Origin of the sequence: Burkholderia sp. Ax-1720 (assembly GCF_011753035.1) — a bacterium.
Classification (GTDB): domain Bacteria; phylum Pseudomonadota; class Gammaproteobacteria; order Burkholderiales; family Burkholderiaceae; genus Burkholderia; species Burkholderia gladioli.
Map to the genome: position 1 here is coordinate 56794 of NZ_VWWK01000015.1, position 24426 is coordinate 81219.

At 70.5% G+C, this 24426-nt stretch carries 23 protein-coding genes, 2 tRNA genes and 5 pseudogenes; 20 read left to right on the forward strand and 10 right to left on the reverse strand.

Annotated elements, in window-relative coordinates:
- Positions 1–206: 206 nt before the first annotated feature.
- Positions 207–1055 carry a LysR family transcriptional regulator gene (locus F3J18_RS07520; protein WP_013697338.1) on the reverse strand — a complete coding sequence of 283 codons (849 nt, stop codon included), beginning with the start codon at positions 1053–1055 and terminating at the stop codon, positions 207–209.
- A 261-nt stretch (positions 1056–1316) separates the two neighbouring features.
- Between F3J18_RS07520 and mdcA the strand changes: the two genes are divergently transcribed.
- From mdcA to F3J18_RS07540, 4 genes and pseudogenes are all read left to right on the forward strand, one after another.
- On the forward strand, positions 1317–2963 hold the full coding sequence (gene mdcA / locus F3J18_RS07525; RefSeq protein ID WP_025098594.1) for a malonate decarboxylase subunit alpha: 1647 nt from the start codon (positions 1317–1319) through the stop codon (positions 2961–2963).
- A 103-nt stretch (positions 2964–3066) separates the two neighbouring features.
- Positions 3067–3384, forward strand: coding sequence for a malonate decarboxylase acyl carrier protein (gene mdcC / locus F3J18_RS07530; RefSeq protein WP_013697340.1), 318 nt, complete (start codon positions 3067–3069; stop codon positions 3382–3384).
- On the forward strand, positions 3381–4304 hold the full coding sequence (locus F3J18_RS07535; RefSeq protein ID WP_166912303.1) for a biotin-independent malonate decarboxylase subunit beta: 924 nt from the start codon (positions 3381–3383) through the stop codon (positions 4302–4304). Before mdcC ends, F3J18_RS07535 begins: the two co-directional genes overlap by 4 nt.
- Positions 4301–4960: pseudogene (locus tag F3J18_RS07540) on the forward strand (biotin-independent malonate decarboxylase subunit gamma); the annotation flags it as partial. The gene F3J18_RS07535 and the pseudogene F3J18_RS07540, both read left to right, overlap by 4 nt.
- 39 nt (positions 4961–4999) lie before the next feature.
- Here F3J18_RS07540 and F3J18_RS38105 read toward each other — a convergent pair.
- A pseudogene (locus tag F3J18_RS38105) lies at positions 5000–5287 on the reverse strand (PhzF family phenazine biosynthesis protein); the annotation flags it as partial.
- Here F3J18_RS38105 and F3J18_RS07550 point away from each other — a divergent pair.
- From F3J18_RS07550 to F3J18_RS07560, 3 genes and pseudogenes are all read left to right on the forward strand, one after another.
- Positions 5208–5768 (forward strand): annotated as a pseudogene (locus tag F3J18_RS07550) (chromosome segregation protein SMC); the annotation flags it as partial. The pseudogenes F3J18_RS38105 and F3J18_RS07550 overlap by 80 nt on opposite strands.
- Positions 5769–5940: 172 nt before the next feature.
- Positions 5941–7158 carry an acyl-CoA dehydrogenase family protein gene (locus F3J18_RS07555; RefSeq protein WP_205195347.1) on the forward strand — a complete coding sequence of 406 codons (1218 nt, stop codon included), beginning with the start codon at positions 5941–5943 and terminating at the stop codon, positions 7156–7158.
- A 63-nt stretch (positions 7159–7221) separates the two neighbouring features.
- Positions 7222–8601, forward strand: coding sequence for an LLM class flavin-dependent oxidoreductase (locus F3J18_RS07560; RefSeq protein ID WP_166912308.1), 1380 nt, complete (start codon positions 7222–7224; stop codon positions 8599–8601).
- 27 nt (positions 8602–8628) lie between these two features.
- Here F3J18_RS07560 and F3J18_RS07565 read toward each other — a convergent pair whose 3' ends face one another.
- Positions 8629–9033, reverse strand: a complete 405-nt coding sequence (locus F3J18_RS07565) for a RidA family protein (RefSeq protein WP_166912310.1) — start codon at positions 9031–9033, stop codon at positions 8629–8631.
- 149 nt (positions 9034–9182) lie between these two features.
- Here F3J18_RS07565 and F3J18_RS07570 point away from each other — a divergent pair, with 149 nt between their 5' ends.
- Positions 9183–10157 carry a LysR family transcriptional regulator gene (locus tag F3J18_RS07570; protein ID WP_166912312.1) on the forward strand — a complete coding sequence of 325 codons (975 nt, stop codon included), beginning with the start codon at positions 9183–9185 and terminating at the stop codon, positions 10155–10157.
- Between the two features lie 13 nt (positions 10158–10170).
- Here the strand turns inward: F3J18_RS07570 and F3J18_RS07575 are convergent, their stop codons facing one another.
- Positions 10171–11109, reverse strand: coding sequence for a TauD/TfdA family dioxygenase (locus tag F3J18_RS07575; protein WP_166912314.1), 939 nt, complete (start codon positions 11107–11109; stop codon positions 10171–10173).
- A gap of 101 nt (positions 11110–11210) precedes the next feature.
- Here F3J18_RS07575 and F3J18_RS07580 point away from each other — a divergent pair.
- The 3 genes and pseudogenes from F3J18_RS07580 to F3J18_RS07590 all read left to right on the forward strand — a co-directional run.
- Positions 11211–11567 (forward strand): annotated as a pseudogene (locus F3J18_RS07580) (molybdopterin molybdenumtransferase MoeA); the annotation flags it as partial.
- A gap of 37 nt (positions 11568–11604) precedes the next feature.
- Positions 11605–11880, forward strand: coding sequence for a hypothetical protein (locus tag F3J18_RS07585; RefSeq protein ID WP_013697061.1), 276 nt, complete (start codon positions 11605–11607; stop codon positions 11878–11880).
- On the forward strand, positions 11877–12371 hold the full coding sequence (locus tag F3J18_RS07590) for a GNAT family N-acetyltransferase (RefSeq protein WP_025098976.1): 495 nt from the start codon (positions 11877–11879) through the stop codon (positions 12369–12371). The genes F3J18_RS07585 and F3J18_RS07590 overlap by 4 nt, the downstream gene beginning before the upstream one ends.
- Before the next feature lie 53 nt (positions 12372–12424).
- Here F3J18_RS07590 and rmuC read toward each other — a convergent pair whose 3' ends face one another.
- The 5 genes from rmuC to pncB all read right to left on the reverse strand — a co-directional run bounded on the left by rmuC (position 12425) and on the right by pncB (position 18488).
- Positions 12425–13894 (reverse strand): DNA recombination protein RmuC, encoded by a 1470-nt coding sequence (rmuC, locus tag F3J18_RS07595; RefSeq protein ID WP_166912316.1) that lies wholly within the window; start codon positions 13892–13894, stop codon positions 12425–12427.
- Complete coding sequence (locus tag F3J18_RS07600; RefSeq protein WP_025098978.1) at positions 13891–14880, reverse strand: D-glycerate dehydrogenase; 990 nt, start codon at positions 14878–14880, stop codon at positions 13891–13893. Before F3J18_RS07600 ends, rmuC begins: the two co-directional genes overlap by 4 nt.
- A gap of 66 nt (positions 14881–14946) precedes the next feature.
- Positions 14947–16350 carry a sodium:proton antiporter gene (locus tag F3J18_RS07605; protein WP_166912333.1) on the reverse strand — a complete coding sequence of 468 codons (1404 nt, stop codon included), beginning with the start codon at positions 16348–16350 and terminating at the stop codon, positions 14947–14949.
- A 158-nt stretch (positions 16351–16508) separates the two neighbouring features.
- Positions 16509–17180 carry a lactate utilization protein C gene (locus tag F3J18_RS07610; protein ID WP_166912318.1) on the reverse strand — a complete coding sequence of 224 codons (672 nt, stop codon included), beginning with the start codon at positions 17178–17180 and terminating at the stop codon, positions 16509–16511.
- 108 nt (positions 17181–17288) lie between these two features.
- Positions 17289–18488: a nicotinate phosphoribosyltransferase gene (gene pncB / locus F3J18_RS07615; protein ID WP_166912320.1), complete on the reverse strand. Its 1200-nt coding sequence runs from the start codon at positions 18486–18488 to the stop codon at positions 17289–17291.
- A gap of 305 nt (positions 18489–18793) precedes the next feature.
- On the opposite strand from pncB, the gene fdxA reads away from it, so the two are divergent.
- The 8 genes and pseudogenes from fdxA to F3J18_RS07655 all read left to right on the forward strand — a co-directional run.
- Positions 18794–19117, forward strand: a complete 324-nt coding sequence (gene fdxA / locus F3J18_RS07620) for a ferredoxin FdxA (RefSeq protein WP_025098982.1) — start codon at positions 18794–18796, stop codon at positions 19115–19117.
- Between the two features lie 110 nt (positions 19118–19227).
- Positions 19228–19303, forward strand: a tRNA-Asn gene (locus tag F3J18_RS07625).
- A 59-nt stretch (positions 19304–19362) separates the two neighbouring features.
- A tRNA-Asn gene (locus F3J18_RS07630) sits at positions 19363–19438 on the forward strand.
- A gap of 182 nt (positions 19439–19620) precedes the next feature.
- A complete protein-coding gene (locus F3J18_RS07635) occupies positions 19621–20097 on the forward strand; it encodes a CreA family protein (protein ID WP_025098983.1) in 477 nt (158 codons plus the stop codon).
- A gap of 34 nt (positions 20098–20131) precedes the next feature.
- Complete coding sequence (locus F3J18_RS07640) at positions 20132–21046, forward strand: AraC family transcriptional regulator (RefSeq protein WP_166912322.1); 915 nt, start codon at positions 20132–20134, stop codon at positions 21044–21046.
- 87 nt (positions 21047–21133) lie between these two features.
- Positions 21134–21898, forward strand: a complete 765-nt coding sequence (locus tag F3J18_RS07645) for an AzlC family ABC transporter permease (RefSeq protein WP_036031813.1) — start codon at positions 21134–21136, stop codon at positions 21896–21898.
- Entirely contained in the window at positions 21895–22233 is a 339-nt protein-coding gene (locus F3J18_RS07650; protein ID WP_025098986.1) for an AzlD domain-containing protein, read from the forward strand. The genes F3J18_RS07645 and F3J18_RS07650 overlap by 4 nt, the downstream gene beginning before the upstream one ends.
- A 199-nt stretch (positions 22234–22432) precedes the next feature.
- A pseudogene (locus F3J18_RS07655) lies at positions 22433–23230 on the forward strand (DUF4088 family protein); the annotation flags it as partial.
- A gap of 122 nt (positions 23231–23352) precedes the next feature.
- Here the strand turns inward: F3J18_RS07655 and F3J18_RS37800 are convergent.
- Positions 23353–23793, reverse strand: coding sequence for a hypothetical protein (locus tag F3J18_RS37800; protein WP_205194461.1), 441 nt, complete (start codon positions 23791–23793; stop codon positions 23353–23355).
- Between the two features lie 360 nt (positions 23794–24153).
- Between F3J18_RS37800 and F3J18_RS07670 the strand changes: the two genes are divergently transcribed.
- The gene (locus F3J18_RS07670; protein ID WP_013697047.1) at positions 24154–24372 is read left to right on the forward strand and encodes an RNA-binding S4 domain-containing protein; all 219 of its coding nucleotides are present in this window, start codon (positions 24154–24156) and stop codon (positions 24370–24372) included.
- Positions 24373–24426 lie beyond the last annotated feature (54 nt).

Sequence of the window (24426 nt, forward strand, 5' to 3'; positions counted from 1 at the left end):
CGGCGCGCGGAGTGCGCGACGGCCGTTGCGGCGCATTCTGGCCGCGTGAGGCTGCCCGGACCGTGACCGGACGATGACGTGCTTGTCAGTTGGCTTGCGGCGGCCCGGGCAGGGCTCGGCCGCTTGTCAAGCATCGCTAACGAATCGCCGATGGCGGCCTGACGAATGCCTGACGCGCGATGGTGAAGGCTGCCGCCGTGCCGGCTTCAGAATTCGGCGGCGGCGGCCGCGAGCGTCGCCTCCAGCGCCAGCGTCGAGCGCGAGGCGGAAGCCGGCCGGTCGATCACGTATTCGAGATCGCCGAGCGCGGGCAGGTCGGCGTCGAGCTTGGCCAGGCCCTGCGGGATCACGTAGCCGGCGAAGGCCGACACGCCCAGCCCGGCCGCCGCGGCCGCGCGCAGCGCCGCGATGCTGCTGCTCGACACGGCGATCCGGTAGGGCCGGCCGATCGCGTCGAGCGTCTCCAGCACGCGCCGGCGCGACACGCTGGGCTCGGGATGCAGGGCCAGCGGCAGCACCGCCTCGCGCCCGGTGATCGGCGAGCCGGGGCCGGTGCACCAGTAGAGCGGCTCGGTGCGGATCACGCGGCCGCGCCGGCTGCCGGCGACGCGCTTGGCGAACACCAGGTCGTGGCGCCCCTCGTCGAGCGCGTCGAACAGGTCGCCCGACAGGCCGGTGGCGATCTCCAGCTCGACCTCGGGATTGCGCTGGATGAAGTTCGCCAGCGCCGCGGCCAGGTGGGTGGAGGCGAAATCCTCCGACATGCCGAGCCGCACCTTGCCCGACAGCGGCGGCCCGCAGACCGACATCACGGCCTCGTCCATCAGCTCCAGGATGCGGCTCGCGTAGCGGTGCAGCGCCTCGCCGTTGGCGGACAGCCGCACGTTGCGCGTGTCGCGCTCGAACAGCGGCCGGTCGAGCAGTTCCTCCAGCCGCCGGATGTGCTGGCTGACGGTCGATTGCGAGAGGTTGACGCGCTCCGAGGCGGCGGTGAAGCTGCCAGTCTGGGCGACGGCGACGAAGCTGCGCAGCAGCTCGGGCGGTAAGGGACGCATGGCGGAATCCAGTGGGGCAGGGCAAGGACGGCGGGCCGGCACCAGCACGGTGAGGGTGAGGGCGCGCCGGCAGCGGTGCTCGCGGGCCTGGCAAAGCCGGCGCGGGCCGGGCCGTCACGGCAGTCTACGGCAAGACGGGCGCGGCCGGCGCGAGATCGATCGGCGCGGCCTCTGAGTGGCATTCGGCAACTTCATCAATCGCGCGCGGGGCGCGGCTTACAATCGTCGCCACGACCGGATACGCATCGCAGGAGAGACGCAATGACGGCATGGAATCAGGCGCAACAGGCACGCGACGCGCGCCTCGCGGCAGGCGCGCATCTCGCGCGCGGCAAGCGGGTGGCGGCCGAGGATGCCACCGCGCTGCTCGAGGCGGTACTGCGCCCGGGCGACCGGGTCTGCCTGGAAGGGGACAACCAGAAGCAGGCCGACCTGCTGGCCGCCGCGCTCGCGGAAGTCGACAGCGGCAGGATCCACGACCTGCACATGGTGCAATCGGGCGTGGTGCTGCCCGAGCATCTCGACGTGTTCGAGCGCGGCATCGCGCGGCGCCTCGACTACGCCTACTCGGGTCCGCAGTCGCAGCGCATCGCCAGGCTGCTGTTCGGCGGGCGCATCGAGCTGGGCGCGGTGCATACCTATCTCGAGCTGTTCGCGCGCTACTTCATCGACCTCACGCCGCAGGTCGCGCTGATCGCGGCGGTCAGCGCCGACGCCGACGGCAATCTCTACACCGGCCCGAACACCGAGGACACGCCCACCGTGGTGGAGGCCACCGCCTTCAAGGACGGCATCGTGATCGCCCAGGTCGACCGCATCGTCGATCGCGTGCCGCGCGTCGACATCCCCGGCGATCGCGTGCATTTCGTGGTCGAGGCGGGCCGGCCGTTCTTCGTCGAGCCGCTGTTCACGCGCGACCCGGCCGCAATCACCGAGACCCAGATCCTCACCGCGATGCTGGCCATCAAGGGCATCTACCAGCCCTATGGCGTGAAGCGCCTGAACCACGGCATCGGCTTCAACACCGCGGCCATCGAGCTCTTGCTGCCCACCTACGGCGAGCGCCTGGGCCTGAAGGGGCAGGTCTGCACGCACTGGGCGCTCAACCCGCATCCCACGCTGATCCCCGCGATCGAATCGGGCTGGGTCGAGCAGATCCACTGCTTCGGCTCCGAGGTCGGCATGGACGACTACATCCGCGCGCGCTCGGACATCTACTTCACCGGCGCCGACGGCTCGCTGCGCTCGAACCGCGCGTTCTGCCAGACCGCCGGCCTCTATGCCTGCGACATGTTCATCGGCTCGACGCTGCAGATCGACCTGGCCGGCCATTCCTCGACCGTCACCGAGAGCCGCATCGCCGGCTTCGGCGGCGCGCCCAACATGGGCAGCGACGCGCGCGGCCGGCGCCATCCGAGCGAGCCCTGGCTGAAGGCCGGCGAGCAGGCCGATCCGGCCACGCCGGCGGCGCTGCGGCGCGGCCGCAAGCTGGTGGTGCAGATCGGCGAGACCTTCGGCGAGAAGAACGCGCCGATGTTCGTCGAGCAGCTCGACGCGCTGCGCCTGGCCGACCGGCTCAAGCTCGATCTCGCGCCGATCATGGTCTATGGCGACGACGTCACCCACGTGGTGACCGAGGAGGGTATCGCGAACCTGCTGCTGTGCCGCGACGCGGACGAGCGCGAGCACGCGATCCGCGGCGTGGCCGGTTATACCGAGATCGGCCGCGGGCGCGATCGCAAGCTGGTGGAGCGGCTGCGCGAGCGCGGCGTGATCCGGCGCCCCGAGGATCTCGGCATCGATCCGCTCGATGCCGACCGGCGCCTGCTGGCGGCGCGCTCGGTGAAGGACCTGGTGCATTGGTCGGGCGGGCTGTACGCGCCGCCCTCGCGGTTTCGGAACTGGTGAGGCAAGCGCGCGGCGAAGGCGCCTTCGGGTGCCGCCGCCGCGAGCCGCGCGGCACGCCGCGCGTTTCGGCCGGCCTTCGGGAAGCGCCGGCGGGAGAAATCGAATGGAACGGCTCAATTATCGTCATACCGCGCGGCAACGCGCGGCGGGGGAGGCGGCCTCGGCGCTGGTCGGCGTGGTCGCCTCCGGCAACCTGGAGGTGCTGGTCGAGCGCGTGCTCGGCGGCACCGACTGCGAGGTCGAGATCCAGACCGCGGCGGTCGGCTTCGGCGAGGTCTGGCAGGCGGTGATCGCCGACTTCGTCGAGCGCCGCTCGCCGGGCGGCCTGCGCCTGTCGATCAACGACGGCGGCGCGCGGCCCGACACGGTCGCGCTGCGCCTGGCCCAGGCGGTGCGCGCCATCGAGGGAGGCCAGCGATGAACGGTTTCGATCCCGTGGCGGCCGGCGCGAGCTGGTACGAGGCCTCGGCGCGGCAGCGCATCGACGGACTGGTGGATGCCGGCTCCTTCGTCGAATTCGTCGGTCCCGCCGAGCGCGAGATGAGCCCGCACCTGCCGCTGTTCGAGCTGCCGCGCCAGTTCGACGACGGCATGATCGTCGGCCGCGCGCGGCTGGAGGGGCGCGAGGTGCTGGTCGCCGCGCAGGAGGGCCGCTTCATGGGCGGCGCCTTCGGCGAGATCCACGGCGCCAAGCTGACCGGCCTGCTGCGCGCCGCGCGCGAGGCGGGCACGCCGGTGCTGATCGCCTTCGATACCGGCGGCGTGCGACTGCAGGAGGCCAACGCCGGCGAGCTGGCGATCGCCGAGATCATGCGCGCGCTGGTCGATGCGCGCGCGGCCGGCACGCCGGTGATCGGGCTGATCGGCGGGCGCGCCGGCTGTTACGGCGGCGGCGGCCTGCTGGCCGCCTGCTGCTCGGCGCTGGCGGTGTCCGAGCCGGGACGCATCAGCGTGTCCGGCCCCGAGGTGATCGAGACCAATCGCGGTGTCGAGGAATTCGATTCGAAGGACCGCGCGCTGGTCTGGCGCACCATGGGCGGCAAGCATCGCCGGCTGATCGGCGGCGCCGAGCGCTTCGTCGAGGACACGCTGCCGGCCTTCCGCGCGGCCGCGCTCGACCTGCTCGCGGCCCGTCATGGCTTCGACCTCGAGGTGCTCGACGCCGAGCAGACGCGGCTCGAGGCGCGCCTTGCCGCCTACGGCGACTGCGCCGACGCGCGCGAGGTCTGGCAGCGGCTGGGCGCGAGCGAGGCCGAAGCCGAGGCGATCCCCGCCATGCCGGGCGAATCCTTCGCCGCGCTGGCCGAGCGCCTGCAAGCCGTCAAGGGAGAAGCACGATGAAGCTCGATGAGATCCTGGCCGCCTTCGAACACGAGATCGCGATCCGCGAGGACGGCCTGCTGGCCGGCCGCGCCAGCCTGGCGGGGCGGGTGGTCGAGGTGATCGGCGTATCGGGCGGGGCCTTCGTGGGCGTCGACGAGGCGCTGTGGCTGTCCTCGCGCGTGCTCGACATCGTGCGGCGCGGCGGCGACACGCCGATCCTGGTGCTGGTCGACAGCGCCAGCCAGCGCATGAGCAAGCGCGACGAACTGCTCGGGCTCAACGAATGCCTCTCGCACCTGGCCAAGAGCCTGATGCTGGCGAGCCTGCGCGGCCATCCGACCATCGGCCTGCTGTACGGCGGCACGGCGGCGGGCGCCTTCATCGCCACCGCGCTGGCCACTCGCGTGCTGCTCGCGCTGCCCGGCGCCGAGCCGGCCGTGATGGACCTGCCCTCGATCTCGCGCGTCACCAAGCTGCCGCTCGACGTGCTGCAGGAGATGGCGAAATCGACGGCGGTGTTCGCGCCCGGTCTCGACAATCTCGCGCAGACGGGCGCCGTCGACGCCGTGCTCGATCCGGCGCAGCCGCTCGGGGCCCAGTTGGCGCCCTGGCTCGATGCGCCGGCCGACCGGGCCGATGGTCGCGACCGGCTCGGCGCCGAACGCGGCGGCCGCGGCGCCGGTCGCCGGGTCCTCGACGACGCCGCCGACGGGGAACGGGTCACGGACGTGGAAGACGGTGCCCGACTCCCGCCACACCAACTGCACCGTGGTGAGGTCCAGTCGGTGCATCAGCGCTTCGAGGCGGGCGAAGTCGTACGCCAGCTCCGCGAGGCGGGCGCGGGTCGCCGCCGCGAGTACGAGGTGACGTGCGCCGGCGAACGCGATCCGGGGCGGAAAGGCCGGGTCGAGATCGGCGGCCGGCCAGTCGAGCGCGGCGCTGGCCGAGGCGCGGCGCCAGGAGGCGCTGGCCGCGATGGGCGACACCGCCGAGCAGTACATCGAGGCGGCCACCGCGAGCCGCCTGCTGCGCTGGGCGATCGACCGCTATCGCGACCAGAAGCAGGGGCCGATGCTGAGCCGCGCCGGCGAGATCTTCGCGGGCCTCACGCTGGGCGAATTCCTGCGCCTGACCGTCGATACCGAGCGGCAGCCGCCCGAGCTGTCTGCGCGGCGCGCCAGCGGCCGCTCGGTCGAGGTGGGCGGGCTGAGCGAAGGCACGCGCGACCAGTTGTTCCTGGCGCTGCGCATCGCTGCGCTCGAACTGCAGCTCGCGCACAAGGCGGCGCTGCCCTTCGTGGCCGACGATCTCTTCATCAACTTCGACGACGCGCGCTCGAAGGCCGGGCTCGAAGCCTTGCGCGAGCTGTCCTCGCGCACCCAGGTGCTGTTCCTCACGCACCATGATCACCTGCTGCCGCTGGTGCGCGAGGTGTTCGGCGCGGCGGTGAACGTGGTCGAGCTGCAACGCGAGCGGGTCTGAGCCGAGCACGCGAACCGGCGCCGCCAACGCGGGGCGAGCTTATCCTCGCCCCGCATATCCTTAGCTGAAATCGGTCGAACTGCCCCGCGAGGCGATTCCTATACTGTCAGGCGCGCCGCCGGAAGCCCCGGCGGCGCGCCTGACTGACGAAACCCGCACAAGGATGCCCCGCATGAACGCCCCGCACACGATCGCCTCCCGTTCCCGTCTCGATGCCGCGCTGGCCGCGCTGCCGGAACTGGCCAGGCAGATCGGCGAGGGCGCGGCACGGCGCGAGGCCGATCGCGAACTGCCCTTCGAGGGGTTCGCGAAGTTTCGCGGCACCGAACTCGGCGCGCTGCGGATCCCGGCCGCGCGCGGCGGGCTGGGCGCCAGCCTGGTCGAGCTGTTCGAGGTGATCGCCACGCTGGCTGCCGCCGATTCGAGCCTCTCGCACGCGCTGCGACTGCACTACGACGTGACCGAGGCGCTGCGCCTGTCGCCGCGCTCGGCCTCCAACGACCTGCAGGTCGAGCGCGTGCTGTCGGGCGCGATCTTCGGCGGGGCGCTGACCGAGCGCCATACCTCGCGCCCCGGCGAAGTCACCTCCAGCCTGGTGCGCGAGGGCGACCACTTCCTCGCCACGGGGCGCAAATACTATTCGACCGGCACGCTGTTCTCCGACTACGCGCGCATCAACGTGCAGGGCGAGGACGACGCGCGCGTGGCGATCGTGATCCCGGTGGCGCGCGAGGGCCTGCGCATCGACGACGACTGGGACGGCATGGGCCAGCGCATGACCGCCAGCGGCACCCTGGTGCTCGACCAGGTGCGCGTGGAGCCCGACGAGGTGGTCGAGCGCGACAGCGGCTCGCTGGTGGGCCGCCACGGCGGCGCCTTGCGGCAACTGCACCTGGTGGCGGTGGCGGCCGGCATCGTGCGCAACGTGGCGGCCGACGCGCGCCGCTACGTGATCGAATTCGGGCGCCCGGTGCTGCACAGCCCGGCCGCCTCGGCGCGCGAGGACCATTTCATCCAGCAGACGGTGGGCGAGCTGACGGCGCACAGCCACGCGATCGACGCGCTGGTGCGCGAGAACGCGCGGGTGCTCGATCGTTCCGCCGACGCGATCGAGGCCGGCGCACCCGAAGCCGATGCCCTGATACTCGAAGGCGCGCTGGCCACCGCGCGCACCCAGCTGGTGGTCAGCAAGCTGGCCCTGCACGCGGCCGAGCGGCTGTTCGAGGTGGGCGGCGCCTCGGCCACCTCGCGCCGCCACAATCTCGATCGCCACTGGCGCAACCTGCGCACGATCTTCAGCCACAACCCGCTGCTGCACAAGGCGCGCGTGGTGGGCGACTACGAGCTGAACGGCACCACCACCCACCTGACCGAAGGCCGCGTGTTCTGAAGCAGGCCGCGCCGCGTCGAACCGAACCCGCGCCGCCTTCGCCATCTCGTCGAGACCGACTCCATGACCCGATCCCGCAGCGGACATCTGGCGCTGGGCGCCTTTCTCTATCCGACCGGCCATCACATCGCGGCCTGGCGGCATCCCGATACGCAGGCCGACGCGGGCGTGGACTTCCGCCATTACGCGCGGCTCGCGCAGGCGGCCGAGGCAGCCAGGTTCGACCTGGTATTCCTGGCCGACGGCGTGGGCACGCGCGGCGACGATGTCGACTACCTGAGCCGCACCGCGCACAGCTACAACGCGCAGTTCGAGCCGATCACGCTGCTCTCGGCGCTGTCCGCCGTGACCGAGCGCATCGGCCTGGTCGGCACGGCCTCGACCAGCTTCAACGAGCCGTATCACATCGCCCGCAAGTTCGCCTCGCTCGATCATCTGAGCGGCGGCCGGGCCGGCTGGAACCTGGTCACCTCGTCGAACCGCCACGAGGCCGAGAACTTCAATCGCGATGAACATTACGCGCATGCCGAGCGCTACGATCGCGCCGGGGAATTCGCCGACGTGGTGCGCGCGCTGTGGGACAGCTGGGACGACGACGCCTTCGTGCGCGACAAGGCGGCCGGCCGTTTCTTCGATCCGGCCGGGCGCCAGGTGCTCGAGCATCGCGGCCGCTTCTTCCAGGTGCGCGGGCCGTTGAACATCCCGCGCGCGCCGCAGGGGCAGCCGGTGGTGGTGCAGGCCGGCTCGTCCGAGGCCGGCAAGCGGCTGGCCGCGCGTACCGCCGAGGTGATCTTCACCGCGCAGCAGACACTCGACGAGGCGGTGAGCTTCTACGCCGACGTGAAGGGCCGCATGGCCGAATGGGGCCGCGAACCCGACGAGCTGAAGATCATGCCCGGCGTGTTCCCGGTGGTCGGCCGCGACGAGAGCGAGGCGCGCGAGAAGTTCGAGGCCCTGCAACAGTTGATCGACCCGGTGGTGGGGCTGGCCTTCGTCTCGGGCCTGACCGGCGGCTTCGACCTGTCGGCCTATCCCTTCGACGGGCCGATTCCCGAGCTGCCCGAAACCAATGCCAGCAAGAGCCGCCAGGCGCTCACGCTGGAGCTGGCGCGCCGCGAGAACCTGACGATCCGCCAGCTCGCCTTGCGCATCGCCGGCGCGCGCGGCCACTGGCAGGTGATCGGCACGCCGAAGCAGATCGCCGACGCGCTGGAGGAGCGTTTCGTCCACTACGGCGCGGACGGCTTCAACGTGATGGCGCCGACCCTGCCGGGCGGCCTCGACGACTTCATCGCGCTGGTGCTGCCGGAACTGCGCCGGCGCGGCCTGTTCCGCGACGACTACACGGGCACCACGCTGCGCGAGCATCTGGGCCTGAAGCGCCCGGTGCGCCGGCTGGCGGGCGCCGTGGCTCGCGCCGGCGAAGTGGCCGGCACGGCCTGAAGCGGCTTCAGGACGACCTCGCGCGCCTCAGTCGCGCAGGCGCGCGATCGCCTTGATCTCGAACTGGAAGCCATAGAGCCAGGTCACGCCGACCGCGGTCAGGCTCGGATGGGGTGCCTCGCCCCAGTACTTCGGCACCACCTGCCAGACCCGCTCGAAATTCGCCTCGGGATCGACCATGAAGACGGTCACGTCGATTACGTCGTCGAAGCTGCAACCGGCCGCCGCGAGGATCGCGTTCAGGTTCTCGAAGGCGCGCGCCACCTGCGCCTCCAGCTCGGGCTCGGGCGAGCCGTCCTCGCGGCTGCCTACCTGCCCGGAAACGAACAGCAGCCCGTTGGCGCGCACCGCCGGCGAATAGCGGTTGCGCTCGTACAAGGCCTGCCGTCCCGGCGGGAACACCACATCGCGCTGTCTTGCTGCCTGCGTCATCGATCGACTCCTGGATGATTGGGCCGCTCGCGGCCCGGATGGAAGATGCAGCGATTCTGGCCACGCGCCGCGCCTCGATAAACAGGCAAGCCCATCCATCACTTTTTGTAGAATCCAAACAATCCCGATTCCCTGGAGCACCGATCCATATGGACCGTTTCGACGCGATGCAGGCCTTCGTGCGCGTGGTGGAGGCGGGCAGCTTCACCAAGGCGGCCGAGACGCTGCACATGAGCAAGACCACCGTTACGCAACTGGTGCAGCAGCTCGAGGCGCGGCTGCGCGTGAAGCTGCTCAATCGCACCACGCGCCGGCTCAACGTGACGGCCGACGGCGCGGCCTTCTACGAGCGCGCGCTGCGCCTGCTGGCCGACATGGACGATGCCGAGACCAGCCTGTCGGACGCCTCGGCGCTGCCGCGCGGGCGGCTGCGGGTGGACGTGCCGAGCCCGCTGGCGCGCCTGATCCTGGTGCCGGCGCTGCCGGCCTTCCACGCGCGCTACCCGGATATCCAGCTCGACATGGGCGTGAGCGACCGCCGGGTCGACCTGATCGGCGAGAACGTCGATTGCGTGGTGCGCGGCGGCGAGCTGAGCGACCAGTCGCTGATGGCGCGTCGCGTGGGCGATCTGCAGTTGGGGGTTTATGCGGCGCCGGCCTACCTGGAGCGCATGGGGCGGCCGGCGCATCCGCGCGAGCTGGAGAACACCGCGCATCGCATCGTCGGCTTCCGCTGGGCACGCACCGGGCGCGTGTTTCCCTACGCGATGCAGCGCGAGGACGAACGGATCAGCGTGCAGGGCCGTCATGTGCTCGCCGTCGACGACGGCAATGCCTATCTCGCGGCGGGCCTGGCCGGCCTCGGCGTGCTGTGGCTGCCCGACTACATGGCGCGGGCGCCGCGCGCCAATGGCGAGCTGCTGCCGCTGTTCGAGGATTGGCGCCTGGATTCGATGCCGCTCTACGTGGCGTTCCCGCCGAACCGGCATGTCAGCGCGAAGCTGCGCGTGTTCATCGACTGGATCGCGGCGCTGATGGACGAGCATGCGCCCGTGATCGCGCCGCCCAGGGCCGAGGCGCCAGCGCCGGGCGGGGCGGCGCCGCGAACCGCCGGCGCGGCCTGAGCCTGGCGCCGCCTCAGTTCAGCGCGGTGGCGGTCGCCGCGCCTACCGGCGAACCCTCGATCGCCACCGAGGCGCGGCCGTCCGGGCCTACCGGCACGTCGCCCGCCAGGGTGGTGCGGTAGAGCTGGCGGTCGAAGTCGAGATCGAAGATGTCGGAGGGCGCCAGGTGCGCGGTCGAGCGGTTGTCCCAGAACGCCAGGCTGCGCGGCTCCCACTTGAAGCGCACCGTGAATTCCGGGCGCGTCACGTGTTCCCACAGCAGTTCGAGGATCGCCTGGCTCTCGGTGGGCGTGACGTCGACGATCGACTTCAGGAAGCTCGGGCTCACATAGAGCGCGCGTTCGCCGGTCTCGGGATGAATCCGCACCAGCGGGTGCTCGCTCACCAGGCTGCGCCGCTCGACGGCCTCGGCATAGTCGCGCGTGGCGGCGGCGCCGGGCGGCGGCGTGAAGCGGTGGATGCCGCGCAGCCCGTCCACCAGCCGCTGGATCGGCGGCGAGAGCGTCTCGTAGGCGCGCACCAGGTTGGTCCATTGCGTGTCGCCGCCGTAGGGCGGGATCGTCACGCCGCGCAGGATCGAGGCCCAGGGCGGATTGACGGCGGCCGTCACGTCGGTGTGCCAGCCGGTCCAGGGGCGCCGCACCGGCGCGCCTTCGTAGCGCGTGGCCTGGCGGAACTTGGCGATCGAATAGATTTCCGGATGAGCTTCCACGTAGCCGAACACGGGATGGCCGACGGTCGGCTCGCCGAACTGCGCCGAGAAGGCCACGTGCTGCTGGTGGTTCAGGAACTGTTCGCGGAAGAAGATCACGCGCCACTTCAGCAGCGCCTCGCGAATGCCCGCGATCTCGGCCGCCGACAAGGGGCCGGTGAGGTCCACGCCGCGGATTTCCGCGCCGATGTGGGCGGACAGCGGAATCACGGCGAGCGATGAGGATAGGGCCTGGTTCATGCGGTGTCTCCTGTCGAGGCGCGGCGTGGGGCCGCCAGCGGATGGGGCGGCGTCGGCGGCTTGGCGGCGAGGCTCGCCTGGCGCCGGCCGCGCCGGGCGCGCGCGCGGCGCTGTTCTTCGGCCTGCCCGGCAATCCGGTGGCGGTCGCGGCCACGTTCCAGGTGATCGTGCGCGACGCCTTGCTGACACTGATGGGCGCGCGCCCCGAACCGGCGCCGCGCTACCCGGCCCGCACCCTCGCGGCGATCGACACGCGCGCGGGCCGCACCGATTTCCTGCGCGGGATCGCCTCGCGCGACGCCGACGGCAACTGGCAGGTGAGCCCGGCGGACTCACAGAGCTCGGCATCGCTGAAGGGCCTCAGCGACGCGAACTGCTTCATCGTGATCGGCGCGGAGCTGGCCCGCGTCGAGGCCGGCGCGAGCGTGGAGATCCTCCCGTTCGCCGGCGCACTCTGAGATTCACCACTATCAGCACTTACGGGGCAACTCGATTATGAAAAAGCAAATTTCCTCGATCGCGGCAGGGCAGACGGCCAAGGCGCTGATCCTCGTCTACCTGACCTTCAGCGTGCCGATCGTGCTGCTGGGGATCGTGGTCGCCTTCGTGCGTTTCGGCTCGGTCGAACTGAGCACCATCTTCAGCGCCCTGCTGCTGAACGCGATCCTCGGCTTCGTGCTGCTGTGGATCGCCTGCCACGCCTACAACTGGGTTGCCTCGCGCTTCGGCGGCATCGAGATCGTGCTGTCGGACGTGCAGGAGGAGGCATGAACTTCGAGATCCGCGACGCGCAGCCCGACGACGTCGCCGATCTCGTCGCGCTCACGCGCGAGCTGGCCCAGTTCGAATCGCTCACGCACCTGTTCGTCGCCACCGAGGCCGATCTCGCCGACGCGCTGTTCGGCCGGAACCCGGCGGCCGGCGCGCTGGTCGCGACGCTCGACAACGAGGTGGTGGGCTACGCGCTCTACTTCCAGAACTACTCGACCTTCGTCGGCAAGCGCGGCCTCTATCTGGAGGATCTCTACGTCAAGCCGGCCTGCCGCGGCACCGGCCTCGGCACGCGGCTGCTGCGCGCGGTGGCGGCACTCGCGGTCGAGCGCAAGTGCGGCCGCTTCGAGTGGACCGTGCTCGACTGGAATCGCCAGGCGATCGATTTCTACGAACGGATGGGCGCCACCGTGCTGTCCGACTGGCGCGTGGTGCGCGTCACGGGCGAGGCGCTCGATACGCTCGCCCAGCCGGCGCCCGGCGACGAATAAGCCGCGCGCCGGGTGCGCCGTCCCTGGACGGGCGGCTTCCCGGCGGCGACACCTCAGGCCTCGTCGGGATCGGCCTCGCCCGAGGCTGCGCCGAGCAGCCCCGCGGCCTGATCGCCGGGCAGCGCCTCGACATCCTTGAGCTTGCGATTCATCACCCGCGTGCGCTGCTCGGCCGATTCGATCGAGCGCGTGACGGTCTCCAGTTGCGCCTTGGTGCGCGCCAGCACCTCGCCGAACTTGCCGAACTCGGTCTTCACCGCGCCAAGCACCTGCCACACCTCGCTCGAACGCCGCTCGATGGCGAGCGTGCGGAAACCCATCTGCAGGCTGTTGAGCAGGGCCGTCAGCGTGGTCGGTCCCGCCACCGTGACGCGATAGTCGCGCTGCAGCTGGTCGGTCAGCCCGGGCCGCCGCAGGATCTCGGCATACAGGCCCTCGGTCGGCAGGAACAGCAAGGCGAAATCGGTGGTGTGCGGCGGCGACACGTATTTCTCCGCGATGCTCTTCGCCTCCGCGCGGATGCGCAGCTCCAGCGCGCGCGCCGCCTCCTCCACCGCCGCCACGTCGGCACGCTCCTGCGCATCGATCAGGCGCTCGTAGTCCTCGCGCGGGAATTTCGCGTCGACCGGCAGCCAGACCGGCTGCGCATCGTGCTCGCGGCCCGGCAGCCGGATCGCGAACTCGACGCGCTCGCTGCGCCGCGGCACCGTGGCGACGTTCTTCGCGTATTGATCCGGCGTCAGCATCTGTTCGAGCAGGGCCTCGAGCTGGACCTCGCCCCAGGTGCCGCGCGTCTTCACATTGGTCAGCACCTTCTTCAGGTCGCCCACGCCGGCAGCCAGCGTCTGCATCTCGCCGAGCCCGCGATGGACCTGCTCGAGCCGCTCGGAAACCAGCCGGAACGATTCGCCGAGCCGCTGCTCGAGCGTGGCATGCAGCTTCTCGTCGACGGTGCGGCGCATCTCCTCGAGCTTCACGGCATTGTTGGCCTCGATCTCCTTGAGGCGCTGCTCGAGCGTGGCGCGCACCTCGCCCAGCCGCCGGTCGTTGGCCTCGCTCAGTTGCGCGAGCTGCTGGTTCAGCAGCGTGCCGAAATGGCGAAGCGAAGCGCCCTGCTCGTCGCGCGCGAGCTGCGCCTGCTGTTGCAGGCCCTCGCGCACCGCCTCGAACTGCTGCGTGTTCGCGGCGACCAGCTTGGCGAGCTGCTGCGCGAAGCCGTCGATCTGCTGGTTCTGCACGGTGGCCACGCTCGTCATCTGCGCGGCCAGGGTCTGCTGCAACTGGGCGAAGCTGCCCGACAATTCGCCGCGCGAGGCCCGCGCGCTGTCGGCAAGCTCGCCGCGCAGCGCACGTTCGAGCCGCTCCATCGCATGCGCCTGGGCATCCTGCACGTCGTCGAGCCGCTCGCCGAGCCAGCCCTCGCCCTCGGCGCCGCGGCCCGCGCCGCGCCAGATCACCAGCAACGCGACCGCCAGCGCCACCGCCAGCACCACCAGCGCGCCCAGCAGAAGCGGCATCGTCATGCGCGCGCCTTGCCGATCACGTCGGGGTTGATCGGATTGGGCGGACGTCCGGCGCGCGGCCCGACGCCGAGCGCCGCGATCAGGTTGTCGGCCGCGAGGTTCGCCATCGCGCGGCGGGTCGCCTCGGTGGCGCTGGCGATATGCGGCGTGAGCACCACGTTGGGCACCTCCAGCAGCGCCGGATGCACGCTCGGCTCGCCCTCGAACACGTCGAGGCCGGCCGCCGCGATACGCCGCTCGCGCAGCGCCTCGGCCAGCGCCGCATCGTCGACGATGCCGCCGCGCGCGATATTGGTCAGCGTCGCGCTCGGCTTCATCAGCGCGAGTTCGGCCGCGCCGATGGTGTGATGGTTGTCCTTCGTGTAGGGCAGCACCAGCACCACGTGATCGGCCTGCCGCAGCAGTGCCTCCTTGCCCAGGTACTCGGCGTTCAGTTCGGCCTCGATGTCGGGCGCGACGCGCGAGCGGTTGTGATAGACCACCCGCATGTTGAAGCCGCGCGCGCGCCGCGCCAGCGCCTGGCCGATGCGCCCCATGCCGATCACGCCGAGCGTGGCGCCGTGGATGTCGCCGCCGAGGAAGCTGTCGAACGACCATTTGCGCCACTGGCCGGCCCGCAGCCAGTGCTCGGATTCGGCGATGCGCCGCGCGGTCGCCATCATCAGCGCCCAGCCGAAATCGGCGGTGGTTTCGTTGAGCACGTCCGGCGTATTGGTGCCGAGCACGTTCGCCGCATTGAAGGCGGCCATGTCGAAGTTGTTGTAGCCGACCGCCATGTTGGCCACCACCCGCAGCTTCGGCGCGGCCGCCAGCGTGGCCGCGCCGATCGGGTCGCCCGCGGTCAGCGCGCCGTCCTTGTCGGCTAGGCGCGCCGTCAGCGCCTCGGGCGCGAGCGCGTCGCCGTCGTTCCAGTCCACCTCGAAATGCTGTTCGAGCCGCTCGATCACGTCCGGAAAGATCGAACGCGCCACCAGGATTTTCTGCATTGCCTGCCTCCGTCAAGCGCGCGACCGGCGCGCTACTTGTATTGAAACCCTTCCCGACACCCTCGCTCAGCCGGCGAAGAACAGCCACGTCGCCAGCGCGAACACCGGCACCAGGATGCCGAACGACCAGCCCAGATAGGCGAAGAAGCTCGGCATCCGGATCCCGCGCGATTCGGCGATCGCCTTCACCATGAAGTTCGGCGCGTTGCCGATATAGCTGTTCGCGCCCATGAACACCGCGCCGGCCGAGATCGCCGCGAGCGCGGCCGCGCCGCTCGTCATCAGGGTCGGCGCGTCGCCGCCGGCGAGGTTGAAGAATACGAGGTAGGTCGGCGCGTTGTCGAGGAAGGACGACAGCAGCCCGGTGGCCCAGAACAGCATCGGCACCACCGGCTCGCCGTTGTCCGCCGTGACCAGGTGGACGATCGGCGCGAAGGCGCCGTCGGCGCCCGCGCGCAGGATCACGATCACCGGCGCGATGGTCACGAAGATGCCGGCGAACAGCTTGGCGACCTCCTCGATCGGCGCCCAGTCGAAGGCATTGCCCTCGCGCGCCGAGCGCGGCGTGATCGCCAGCGAGAGCAGCGCGAGCGCGGCCAGGGCAAGGTCGCGCACGGCGTTCTGCAGGGCCACCTCGGTGCCGAACACGTCGAAGCGGATGCCGGGTTTCCAGATGCCGCTCATCAGCACCAGCGCGACGATCGCGCCGAGCAGCACGAAGTTGCGCTTGCCGTCGATGCGGATCGGCTCGGCCGCGGCGGTCAGCGCCGGGTCGCGCGGCAGCGTGACGGCGCCGCCGCCGTCGCGGCGGAAGCGCCAGGCGTCCAGCGCGTAGAACAGCGCCAGCAGCACGCCGCAGACGAACAGCGTGGGCAGCGCGAGATGCACCGTGGTCCAGAAGAAATCGACGCCGTTCAGGAAACCGAGGAACAGCGGCGGATCGCCGAGCGGCGAGAGCGCGCCGCCCGCGTTCGCGACCAGGAAGATGAAGAACACCACCACGTGCACCACGCGCGGCCGTGCCGCGTTGGCGCGCAGCAGCGGCCGGATCAGCAGCATCGCCGCGCCGGTGGTGCCCATCAGGCTCGCCAGCACGGTGCCCAGCGCGAGCAGCGCGGTGTTGCGCGCCGGCGAGGCGCGCAGCTCGCCATGCACGCAGATGCCGCCCGCCACGGTGTAGAGCGCGGCCAGCAGCACGATGAAGGGGATGTATTCCTCGAGCAGCGCATGGACCAGGGTGGCGCCGGCGGTGGCCGCGCCGAACACGGCCGCGAACGGCAGCAGGAACAGCAGCGCCCAGGCCGCCGCGATCTTGCCGTAGTGGTGATGCCAGAACGAGGCCGCCACCAGCGGGAACAGCGCGATCGACAGCAGCATGCCGGCGAACGGCAGGCCCCAGAGCGCGGACAAGGTGGCGCCGTCGAGCGTGGCCGCCGAGGCCGGCGCGGGCGCCGCCGTCAGCAGCAGCATGAACAGCGCGAGCCACGGCGCGGCGCGGCGCGGTGCGCCCCGGACGGCGAAGGAATCGGGTCGGTGGAAAGTCATCGGATCGAGAAGGCGGCCACTCGCTGCCGCCAGCGGCAGGTTCGAGGCACCGGGAAAGGAATGGGAAACGCGCGCGGCAAGCCTCATGCGCCGCGCACGATGATCGCGTGCACGCGATACGGGCCATGCGCGCCGAGGATGATGGTCTGCTCGATATCGCCGGTGCGCGACGGCCCCGACACGATATTGACCGCGCGCGGGAGCTCGCCGCGTTCGGCGCGGATCAGCGCGAAGGCATCCTCGTGGCCGGCGACGATGTGCGAAGCCGGTACCACCACGAGATGGGTTTCCGGCAGCAGCGCCGCCGAGGCATAGGTATCCGGGCCCGACAGCAGCACCAGCGAGCCGGTCTCGGCGCTCGCGCAGAAGCAGCCGGTGATGCCGACCAGGTCGCCCTCGACGGGCTTGCGCAAGTCGACCTCGAGGCCGGCCGAGGCCCAGTCGATATCGGCCAGGGTGCGCCAGGCGATCGCCCGCGCGGCCAGCGAGCGCGCCTGCAGGTAGCGCGCCGCGGCGGCCGGTACCTCGGCGAGCGTGTCGACGGCCTCGACCGTGGTCGACATCCGCTCGGCTTCCTCGGTGAAGCGCGCGAGCAATCCGGCGGCATCGTCCGGCATCGGCGGGCGCGGGCCGGCCGGATGACGCGCGAGGTAGTCGGCGGCCTGCTCGCGCTCGAGCGCGTCGGGTTCGGCCGGGCGTCCCTGGGCGGCGCGGATGCGCGCGAAGATGTTGCGGCGGGCGGCCGACGTGTCCATGGGCGATCCTCGTGAGCGTGGCGGTGGCAAGCGCCGATTATAGCGGCGCCCCGTCGCGCCGAATCATGCCGGGCCGCCCGGCCCGGCGTCGCCCGACCTGCCGCGCGCCTACTTGCCGGCCTCTTCCTCGGTCGGCTGGGCGATCCCGAACACCTGGCGCAGATAGGCCAGGTAGGCCTTGTCGTCGCACATGCTCTTGCCCGGCGAATCGGACAGCTTGGCGACCGGCTGGCCGTTGCAGCGGACCATCTTGATGACGATCTGCAGCGGCCGGTAGCCGAGGTCGTTGGTCAGGTTGGTGCCGACGCCGAAGGCGAGCCGGCAGCGATCGCGGAACCGCTCGTAGAGCTGCAGCACCTTCGGGATGTCGAGCGCGTCCGAGAACACCAGCACCTTGGTGCGCGGGTCGCAGCGGTTCGCCTCGTAGTGGCTCAGCATGCGCTCGCCCCATTCGAAGGGATCGCCCGAATCGTGGCGCGCGCCGTCGAACAGCTTGCAGAAGTACATGTCGAAGTCGCGCAGGAAGGCGTCCATGCCGTAGACGTCGGACAGCGCGATGCCGAGGTCGCCGCGATATTCCTTGGCCCACATCTCCAGGCCGTAGATCTGCGAATCGCGCAGTCGCGGGCCGAGCGCCTGGCAGGCCTGCAGGTACTCGTGCGCCATGGTGCCGAGCGGCGTGATGCCGTGCTTCATCGCGTAATAGACGTTGCTGGTGCCGGCGAACTGCGCGCCCAGCCCGTCGCGCAGCGTCAGCGCCACCTCCTCGTGCCAGACCTTCGAGAAGCGGCGGCGCGTGCCGTAGTCGGCGATCTTGCAGTCGGCGAACTCGGGCTTCGCGCCGAGCAGCTTCATCTTCTCGCGCAGCCGCTCGCGGCCCTCGCCGTAGTCGGGCTCGCTCTGCGTGTTGCGGAAATAGACCTCGTTGACGATCGCCAGCACCGGGATCTCGAACAGGATCGTATGCAGCCAGGGGCCGCGGATCGCGATGTCGATCTCGCCGTTGCCCTTGGGCGAGGGCGAGATCTCGATGTACTTCTCGTTGAGATGGAACAGCGCCAGGAATTCGACGAAGTCGCCCTTGATGAAGCGCATCTGGCGCAGGTAGTCGAGCTCGACCTCGGTGAAGCGCAGATGGCACAGGCCGCGCACCTCGTCCCGGATCTCGTCGATATAGGGAACCAGGTCGACGCCGGGAGTCCGGCAGCGGAACCGGTATTCCACGTTGGCGGCCGGGAAGTGATGCAGCACCACCTGCATCATCGTGAACTTGTACAGGTCGGTGTCGAGCAGCGAAGTAATGATCATGATTCGGTGCCGCCGGGGGCAGCTTCAGCAAAATCGCGGGATCGGACGAGACCGAGCCGGCTACCCGCGTCGGCGCGCCGCCCCGTCTGCCTGCCGCATGTTACCCGAATGCGGGACCGACCATGCTCGCCGCCGCCTGCCGTCCCGGGCCTCGGGGACGTGTCGCGTCATCGACATAAACTAATCACGAAACAATATAAGACCGGCTGCGGGCTGCTGGATGCGGGTTTTCCTCATCAGTTACAATGCCGCATTTGGCGCAAAGCCTACCCCACACAGATAATCGCCAAGCAGGAGCGTTTTGAATGACTCACGTTGTGACCGAAGGCTGCATCAAGTGCAAGTACACCGATTGCGTCGATGTGTGCCCGGTGGATTGCTTCCGTGAAGGTCCCAATTTTCTCGCGATCGACCCGGACGAATGCATCGACTGCGCCGTGTGCGTGGCCGAGTGCCCGACCAATGCGATCTATGCCGAGGAAGACGTTCCCGGCGACCAGCAGCAATTCACGCCGCTCAATGCCGAGCTGGCCAAGGCGTGGCCGTCGATCACCAAGACCAAGCCCGCTCCCGGCGACGCCGACGAATGGAAGGACGTGCAGGACAAGCTGCACCTGCTCGAGCGCTGATCGCACCCGGCGGGCCCGCTGCTGCAGGCTCGCCGTTTCCGCAGAAAATTCGCGCAAAGGCTTGACACCCTCGTCATAGCCCCATAGAATCTCGTTTCTCTGCTGTTTGTTCCCCGATAGCTCAGTCGGTAGAGCGCCGGACTGTTAATCCGTAGGTCCCTGGTTCGAGCCCAGGTCGGGGAGCCAAGAATGCTGGCACGTCGTTTCAGGTGCGTCGGCAACGAACAAACGCAGTACCGATTTATTCCCCGATAGCTCAGTCGGTAGAGCGCCGGACTGTTAATCCGTAGGTCCCTGGTTCGAGCCCAGGTCGGGGAGCCAGACAGCGAAAGGCCCGTCATGCGACGGGCCTTTTTGCTTTTCGGCGCCGGCTCGCTCCTCCCCTCGTCGCAACCTCACCCTCCCCGCGCGATTCAGCCTCCGGCGCCCGAATCGCGAGGCGCGATTGGCCCGTGCCGGCCGTGCTAGAGTCGTCTTCCTCGCTCCTGCCCTGGCCATCGCCCATGAATCGTCTCGCCCTTGCCGTCGCCGCCTGCCTGGCCGCGCCGCTGCTTCCCGCGTCCGCGCACGCCGAGGAAGTCGCCAGCGTCAACACCAACTTCCGCCTGACCGGGTCCGATCGCGTGGTGGTCGAAGCCTACGACGACCCGCTGGTGCAAGGCGTGACCTGCTATGTCTCGCGCGCCCGCACCGGCGGCATCAAGGGCAACCTGGGCTTGGCCGAGGATCCGACCGAGGCCTCGATCGCCTGCCGCCAGGTGGGCACGATCGGCTTCACGCAGCCGCTCAAGCAGCAGACCGACGTGTTCAGCGAGCGCCTGTCCTTCGTGTTCAAGACCCTGCACGTGGTGCGGGTGGTCGACAAGAAGCGCAATACCCTGGTCTACCTGACCTACAGCGACCGGATCGCCAGCGGCAGCGCGAAGAACAGCGTCACGGCCGTGCCGGTGCCCGCGGGCACGCCGATCCCGCTCAAGTAAGGCCGCGCGGCCCGATCCTCACGCCCGCCTCGCGATGCGCTCCGCCCGCCTCCCCGATGCCGCCCGCTACTGGCGCACGCCCCTGCTGCCGGATGCCGATCTCGTCACGGCCAGCTACCGCGAGCACCGTTTCGCGCCGCACTGGCACGAGGCCTACACCGTGCCGGTGATCGAGAGCGGCGCCGAGCGTTATGCCTACCGCGGCGGCCGGCGCCTGGCCGATACCGGCAGCGTGCCGATCATCAATCCCGGCGAAGTGCATACCGGCTCGCGCGCCACCGAGGATGGCTGGCGCTATCGCGTCTCCTACGTGCCGGTCGCGTTCCTGCGCGCGCTGGCCGACGAGATCGCCGGCTCGCCGCAGCCCGAACCCTGGTTTCCCGACGATGCGATCCACGACGCCGACTGCGCGCGACGCCTGGTGATCGCGCACCGGCTGCTCGAGGCCGGCGGCGTCGCCACCGAAGCTCACGACCATGACGGCGAACTGGCCGACGTGGCACTCGCTGCCGCGCCCTTCGCATCCGGCGGCGCCGATCCGCTGGCCGCCGAAACGGCCCTGCTCGACGCGCTCTCGACCCTGCTGGTGCGTCATGCGCTGAGCCGGCCCCGCGCCGGTGCGCCGGCTGCGGACGAACCGCGCGTGGCACGCATGCGCGAGCGGCTCGCCGCCGACCTGCTGGGCCCCGCCACGCTCGCCGAGGTGGCGCAGGCGGCCGGCCTGTCGCCGTTCCACGCGGCGCGCCTGTTCACGCGCAGCACCGGCATGGCGCCGCATGCCTGGCGCAACCAGCTGCGGTTGCAGCGCGCGCTCGCGCCGCTGCGCGCGGGTGTGGCCGTCGCGCAGGTCGCGGCCGCCAGCGGCTTCGTCGACCAGAGCCATTTCACGCGCCACTTCAAGCGGATGTTCGGCGTGCCGCCGGGCCGCTGGCAGGGCGAGCGCAGCTAGCCGGGGCCCCGCCCTTTCGTCGCGCAAGAACGTACAAGACCCGCCTGCGGCGCCCCGTTATGCTCGGCGCTCCAGGAGGATTTCCCGTTGAACCCGTCCCATCCCAGCCCGCTCGATTCCCCCGCCACGCGGCGCCCGCTGCGCGAATTCGCCGATGGCGCGCGCGACACCTTTCCGATGATGGTCGGCGCCGCGCCCTTCGGCGTGATCTTCGGCACGCTCGTGACGGCCGGGCCGCTGGCCTGGTGGCATGGCGAGCTGATGTCGCTGGTGGTGTTCGCCGGCTCCGCGCAGTTCATCGCGGCCGGCCTGCTGGCGGGCGGCGCCGGCGCGCTGGTGGTGATCGCCACCACCCTGGTGGTGAACCTGCGCCACCTGCTCTATTCGGCCACGCTCGCGCCCTATGTCGCCCATCTGCCGCTGCGCTGGCGCGCCACGCTCGGCGCGCTGATGACCGACGAGGTGTTCGCGGTCGCCTACGCGCGCTACCGCCACACGCGCCCCGGCGAACTCGGCCCGCATTACTTCTTCGGTTCGGGCCTGGCGATGTACCTGAACTGGCAGGCCTGGACCCTGGTCGGTTTGCTGTTCGGCGCGGCCTTCCCGGGCCTGCAGGCGCTCGGGCTCGATTTCGCGATGGCCGCGACCTTCATCGCGATCGTGGTGCCGCAGTTGGCTGCCTTGCGCTACCTGGCCGCGGCCGTCACCGCCGGCGTGGTGGCCCAGCTCTGCCACGCGCTGCCCTACAAGCTCGGCCTGCTGGCCGCCGTGGTGGCGGGCGTGGCGGTGGGCGTCGCGCTCTCGCTGCGCGACCACGGACGTGCGCGCCGCCGCGTGGAGGCCGCCTCGTGAACTACCTGCTGATCCTGCTCGGCATGGCCGCCGTCACCTACGCGATCCGTACCACGCTGTTCCTGTTCGGCGAACGGCTGGTGTTTGCGCCGCTGGTGCGCACCGCGCTCGGCTTCGTGCCGGTCACGGTGCTGACCGCGATCGTGGTGCCGATGACCCTCGCGCCGCACGGCGGCGGACTGGAACTCTCGCTGCGCAATCCGCAACTGGTCGGCGGCGTCGCCGCCGTGATCGTCTCGGCCGCCACGCGCCGGCCCTTGCTGACGATCGCGGTCGGGCTCGCGGTGTTCTTCGCCTGGCAGGGCCTGGTGATCCCGCGCTGGCTGCCGGCCTGAGCGCGCCGCGCTGGCGCCAGCGCCGGTACCTGCCGCGCCGGCCGGCGCGGCCTCAAGTTTCCCCGCCCGCTGCCGATATAGGAGGAAAACCCTCCTGGCGCCGATCGCGACGCAGCCGGGGCAGCCGCACGCGCGAACGCCCCGCCGGCACGAACGGCGCATGCCGGCGCCCACTCGGCGCCGGCAGCCACCGCGTACCGAGAGATTCATGGGCCACATCACGCTGTCGATCAAGGACGACACCATTGCGTCGCTACGCAAGGACTTCGACGCGTTCGTGCGTGTCTCGCTGAAACTCGATCCGCAGTTCGCGACCCCGTCCTTCGAGGACTTCCTGCGCGCCAAGCTGCTCGACAACATGGTGCCGCTGACCGAGCACGCCGTGCAGCGCATGCTGCAGGGCGGCCAGTACGCCTGGGCCAAGCGCACGCTGGACAAGGAATTCCCGAACGTCGTCGAGATCCTGATGCGCCAGGCCGAAACCTTCGGCTTCGGTTTCGCCTCGCGCAGCGAATGGACCCCCGAGGAACTGGCCAAGGCCTGCCACGACTGGGCCGCCGCGATCGTCTCGGAGGCGCAGGGCGACGCCGCCCTGGTCGACCCGCTCGCAGGCCAGATCAAGTCGGCGGTGCACGACATCCAGACCCTCGAGGAGCGCATGCAGACGCCAGCCTGGCGGCTCGCTGAATCGCTGCGCCAGCGCGTCTACGAGGCCAAGCTGGCCTGCGAGATGAGCGTGGGCAGCACCGCGCGCGAGAAGCTCGGCGAGCTGCGCGGCCTGCTGCGGCTCGGGCTCGCGCATGGTTCGTTCCAGAAGCAGGAAGCCCAGCAGATCATGGAATACCTGCGGCTGCTCAAGCCGGAGATCTTCGTCGAGGAGCCCTACGACGTGTTCTCGCGGCTGGCCGCCTGGCTGCGCGGCATCTTCATGGTGGCCACGCCGCCCAAGGCGCCGGCCACGCAGAACCCGCCGCGCCAGCCGCAGCAGCGGCCATAGGCGAGAGCGGGCGCGCCGCGCCCGCCGCCACGACAACGAGCCGGAACCCGTTCCAGACGGCTCCCGGCCCGCGCCGCGCAAGCGACCTGCAAGCGGTCTACAAGCGGCCTAATCGGCGAGGCTTACTGGCCGCCCGAGCCCGGGCTGCCGTTACCGGCCGGCGACATGCCGCTGGTATTGCCGTTCACCGCGTCGCCCGCCTTCGAATTCGCGCCGTGCGCGGAACTGTTGGCGCGCGTCTTCGAGTGCGACTTCGTCGAGTGATGCATGCCGGTGCTGCCCTTGCCGTTCATGCCGCTCATGCCGTTGGTCGAGCCATTACCCGGTGCGGTCGGCGCCGCATCGGTACCGCCCGTCTGGCCGCCGGAATTGGCGCCTTGCGAGCCGCCGCCCATTCCACCACCACCCGCCGCACCACCGCCGGCACCCCCAGCAGCCGCGCCGCCGCCCCCCGCTCCACCGGCCGCGCCACCGCCGCCGGCCTGGGCCATCGCGGAAGTCGCCGCGAACACGGTGGTCGTCACCAGCGCGGCACCCATCAGCATCTTGCGAATCCTGGACATGAGATTTCTCCTCGGGGAAAGTGTTCGACGCGGCTTCGAACCCGGCCGCGCCGCCTTGCCGCGACATGCGGCAGGCTTCAGGAAAGACCGGCCCTCACGACAGCCGGTTCGCCGCGAGCCCCGACTGTTACCCACCGTTTCATTTGCTTGCGGCTCGTCCACATCTGCTTACAGTGGCGGGCGCGAAAGCGGAAACGGCAGGTCGCGCCGGGGTTTGCGCGATCTGCATGACGCAGCGAACGTGCCCGTCGCGCGCGCCCGCCCGCGCACCGCCGCGCAAGGCGCTCGCCGCCGCCGGCGCGCTGGCTTATGATGCGAGCCTTGCTTTTTTACATGGGCGCGTCATCGGCGCCCCGAACGATGCCCAACCTCGATTTCACCCTGACCGGCGATTACGTCGAACTGCACAACCTGCTCAAGATCACCGGCGTGGCCGACAGCGGCGGCTCCGCCAAGGTGCTGGTCGCCTCGGGCGCGGTGCGCGTGGACGGCGCCGTCGAGCTGCGTAAGACCTGCAAGATCCGCGCGGGCCAGGTGGTGCTGTTCCAGGACACGCGCATCGCCGTGCACGGCGCCTAGGCGCTTCGCGCCGCCGACACGGGCGCCGCGCGCGGCCGCGTCGGCAACCCGCTT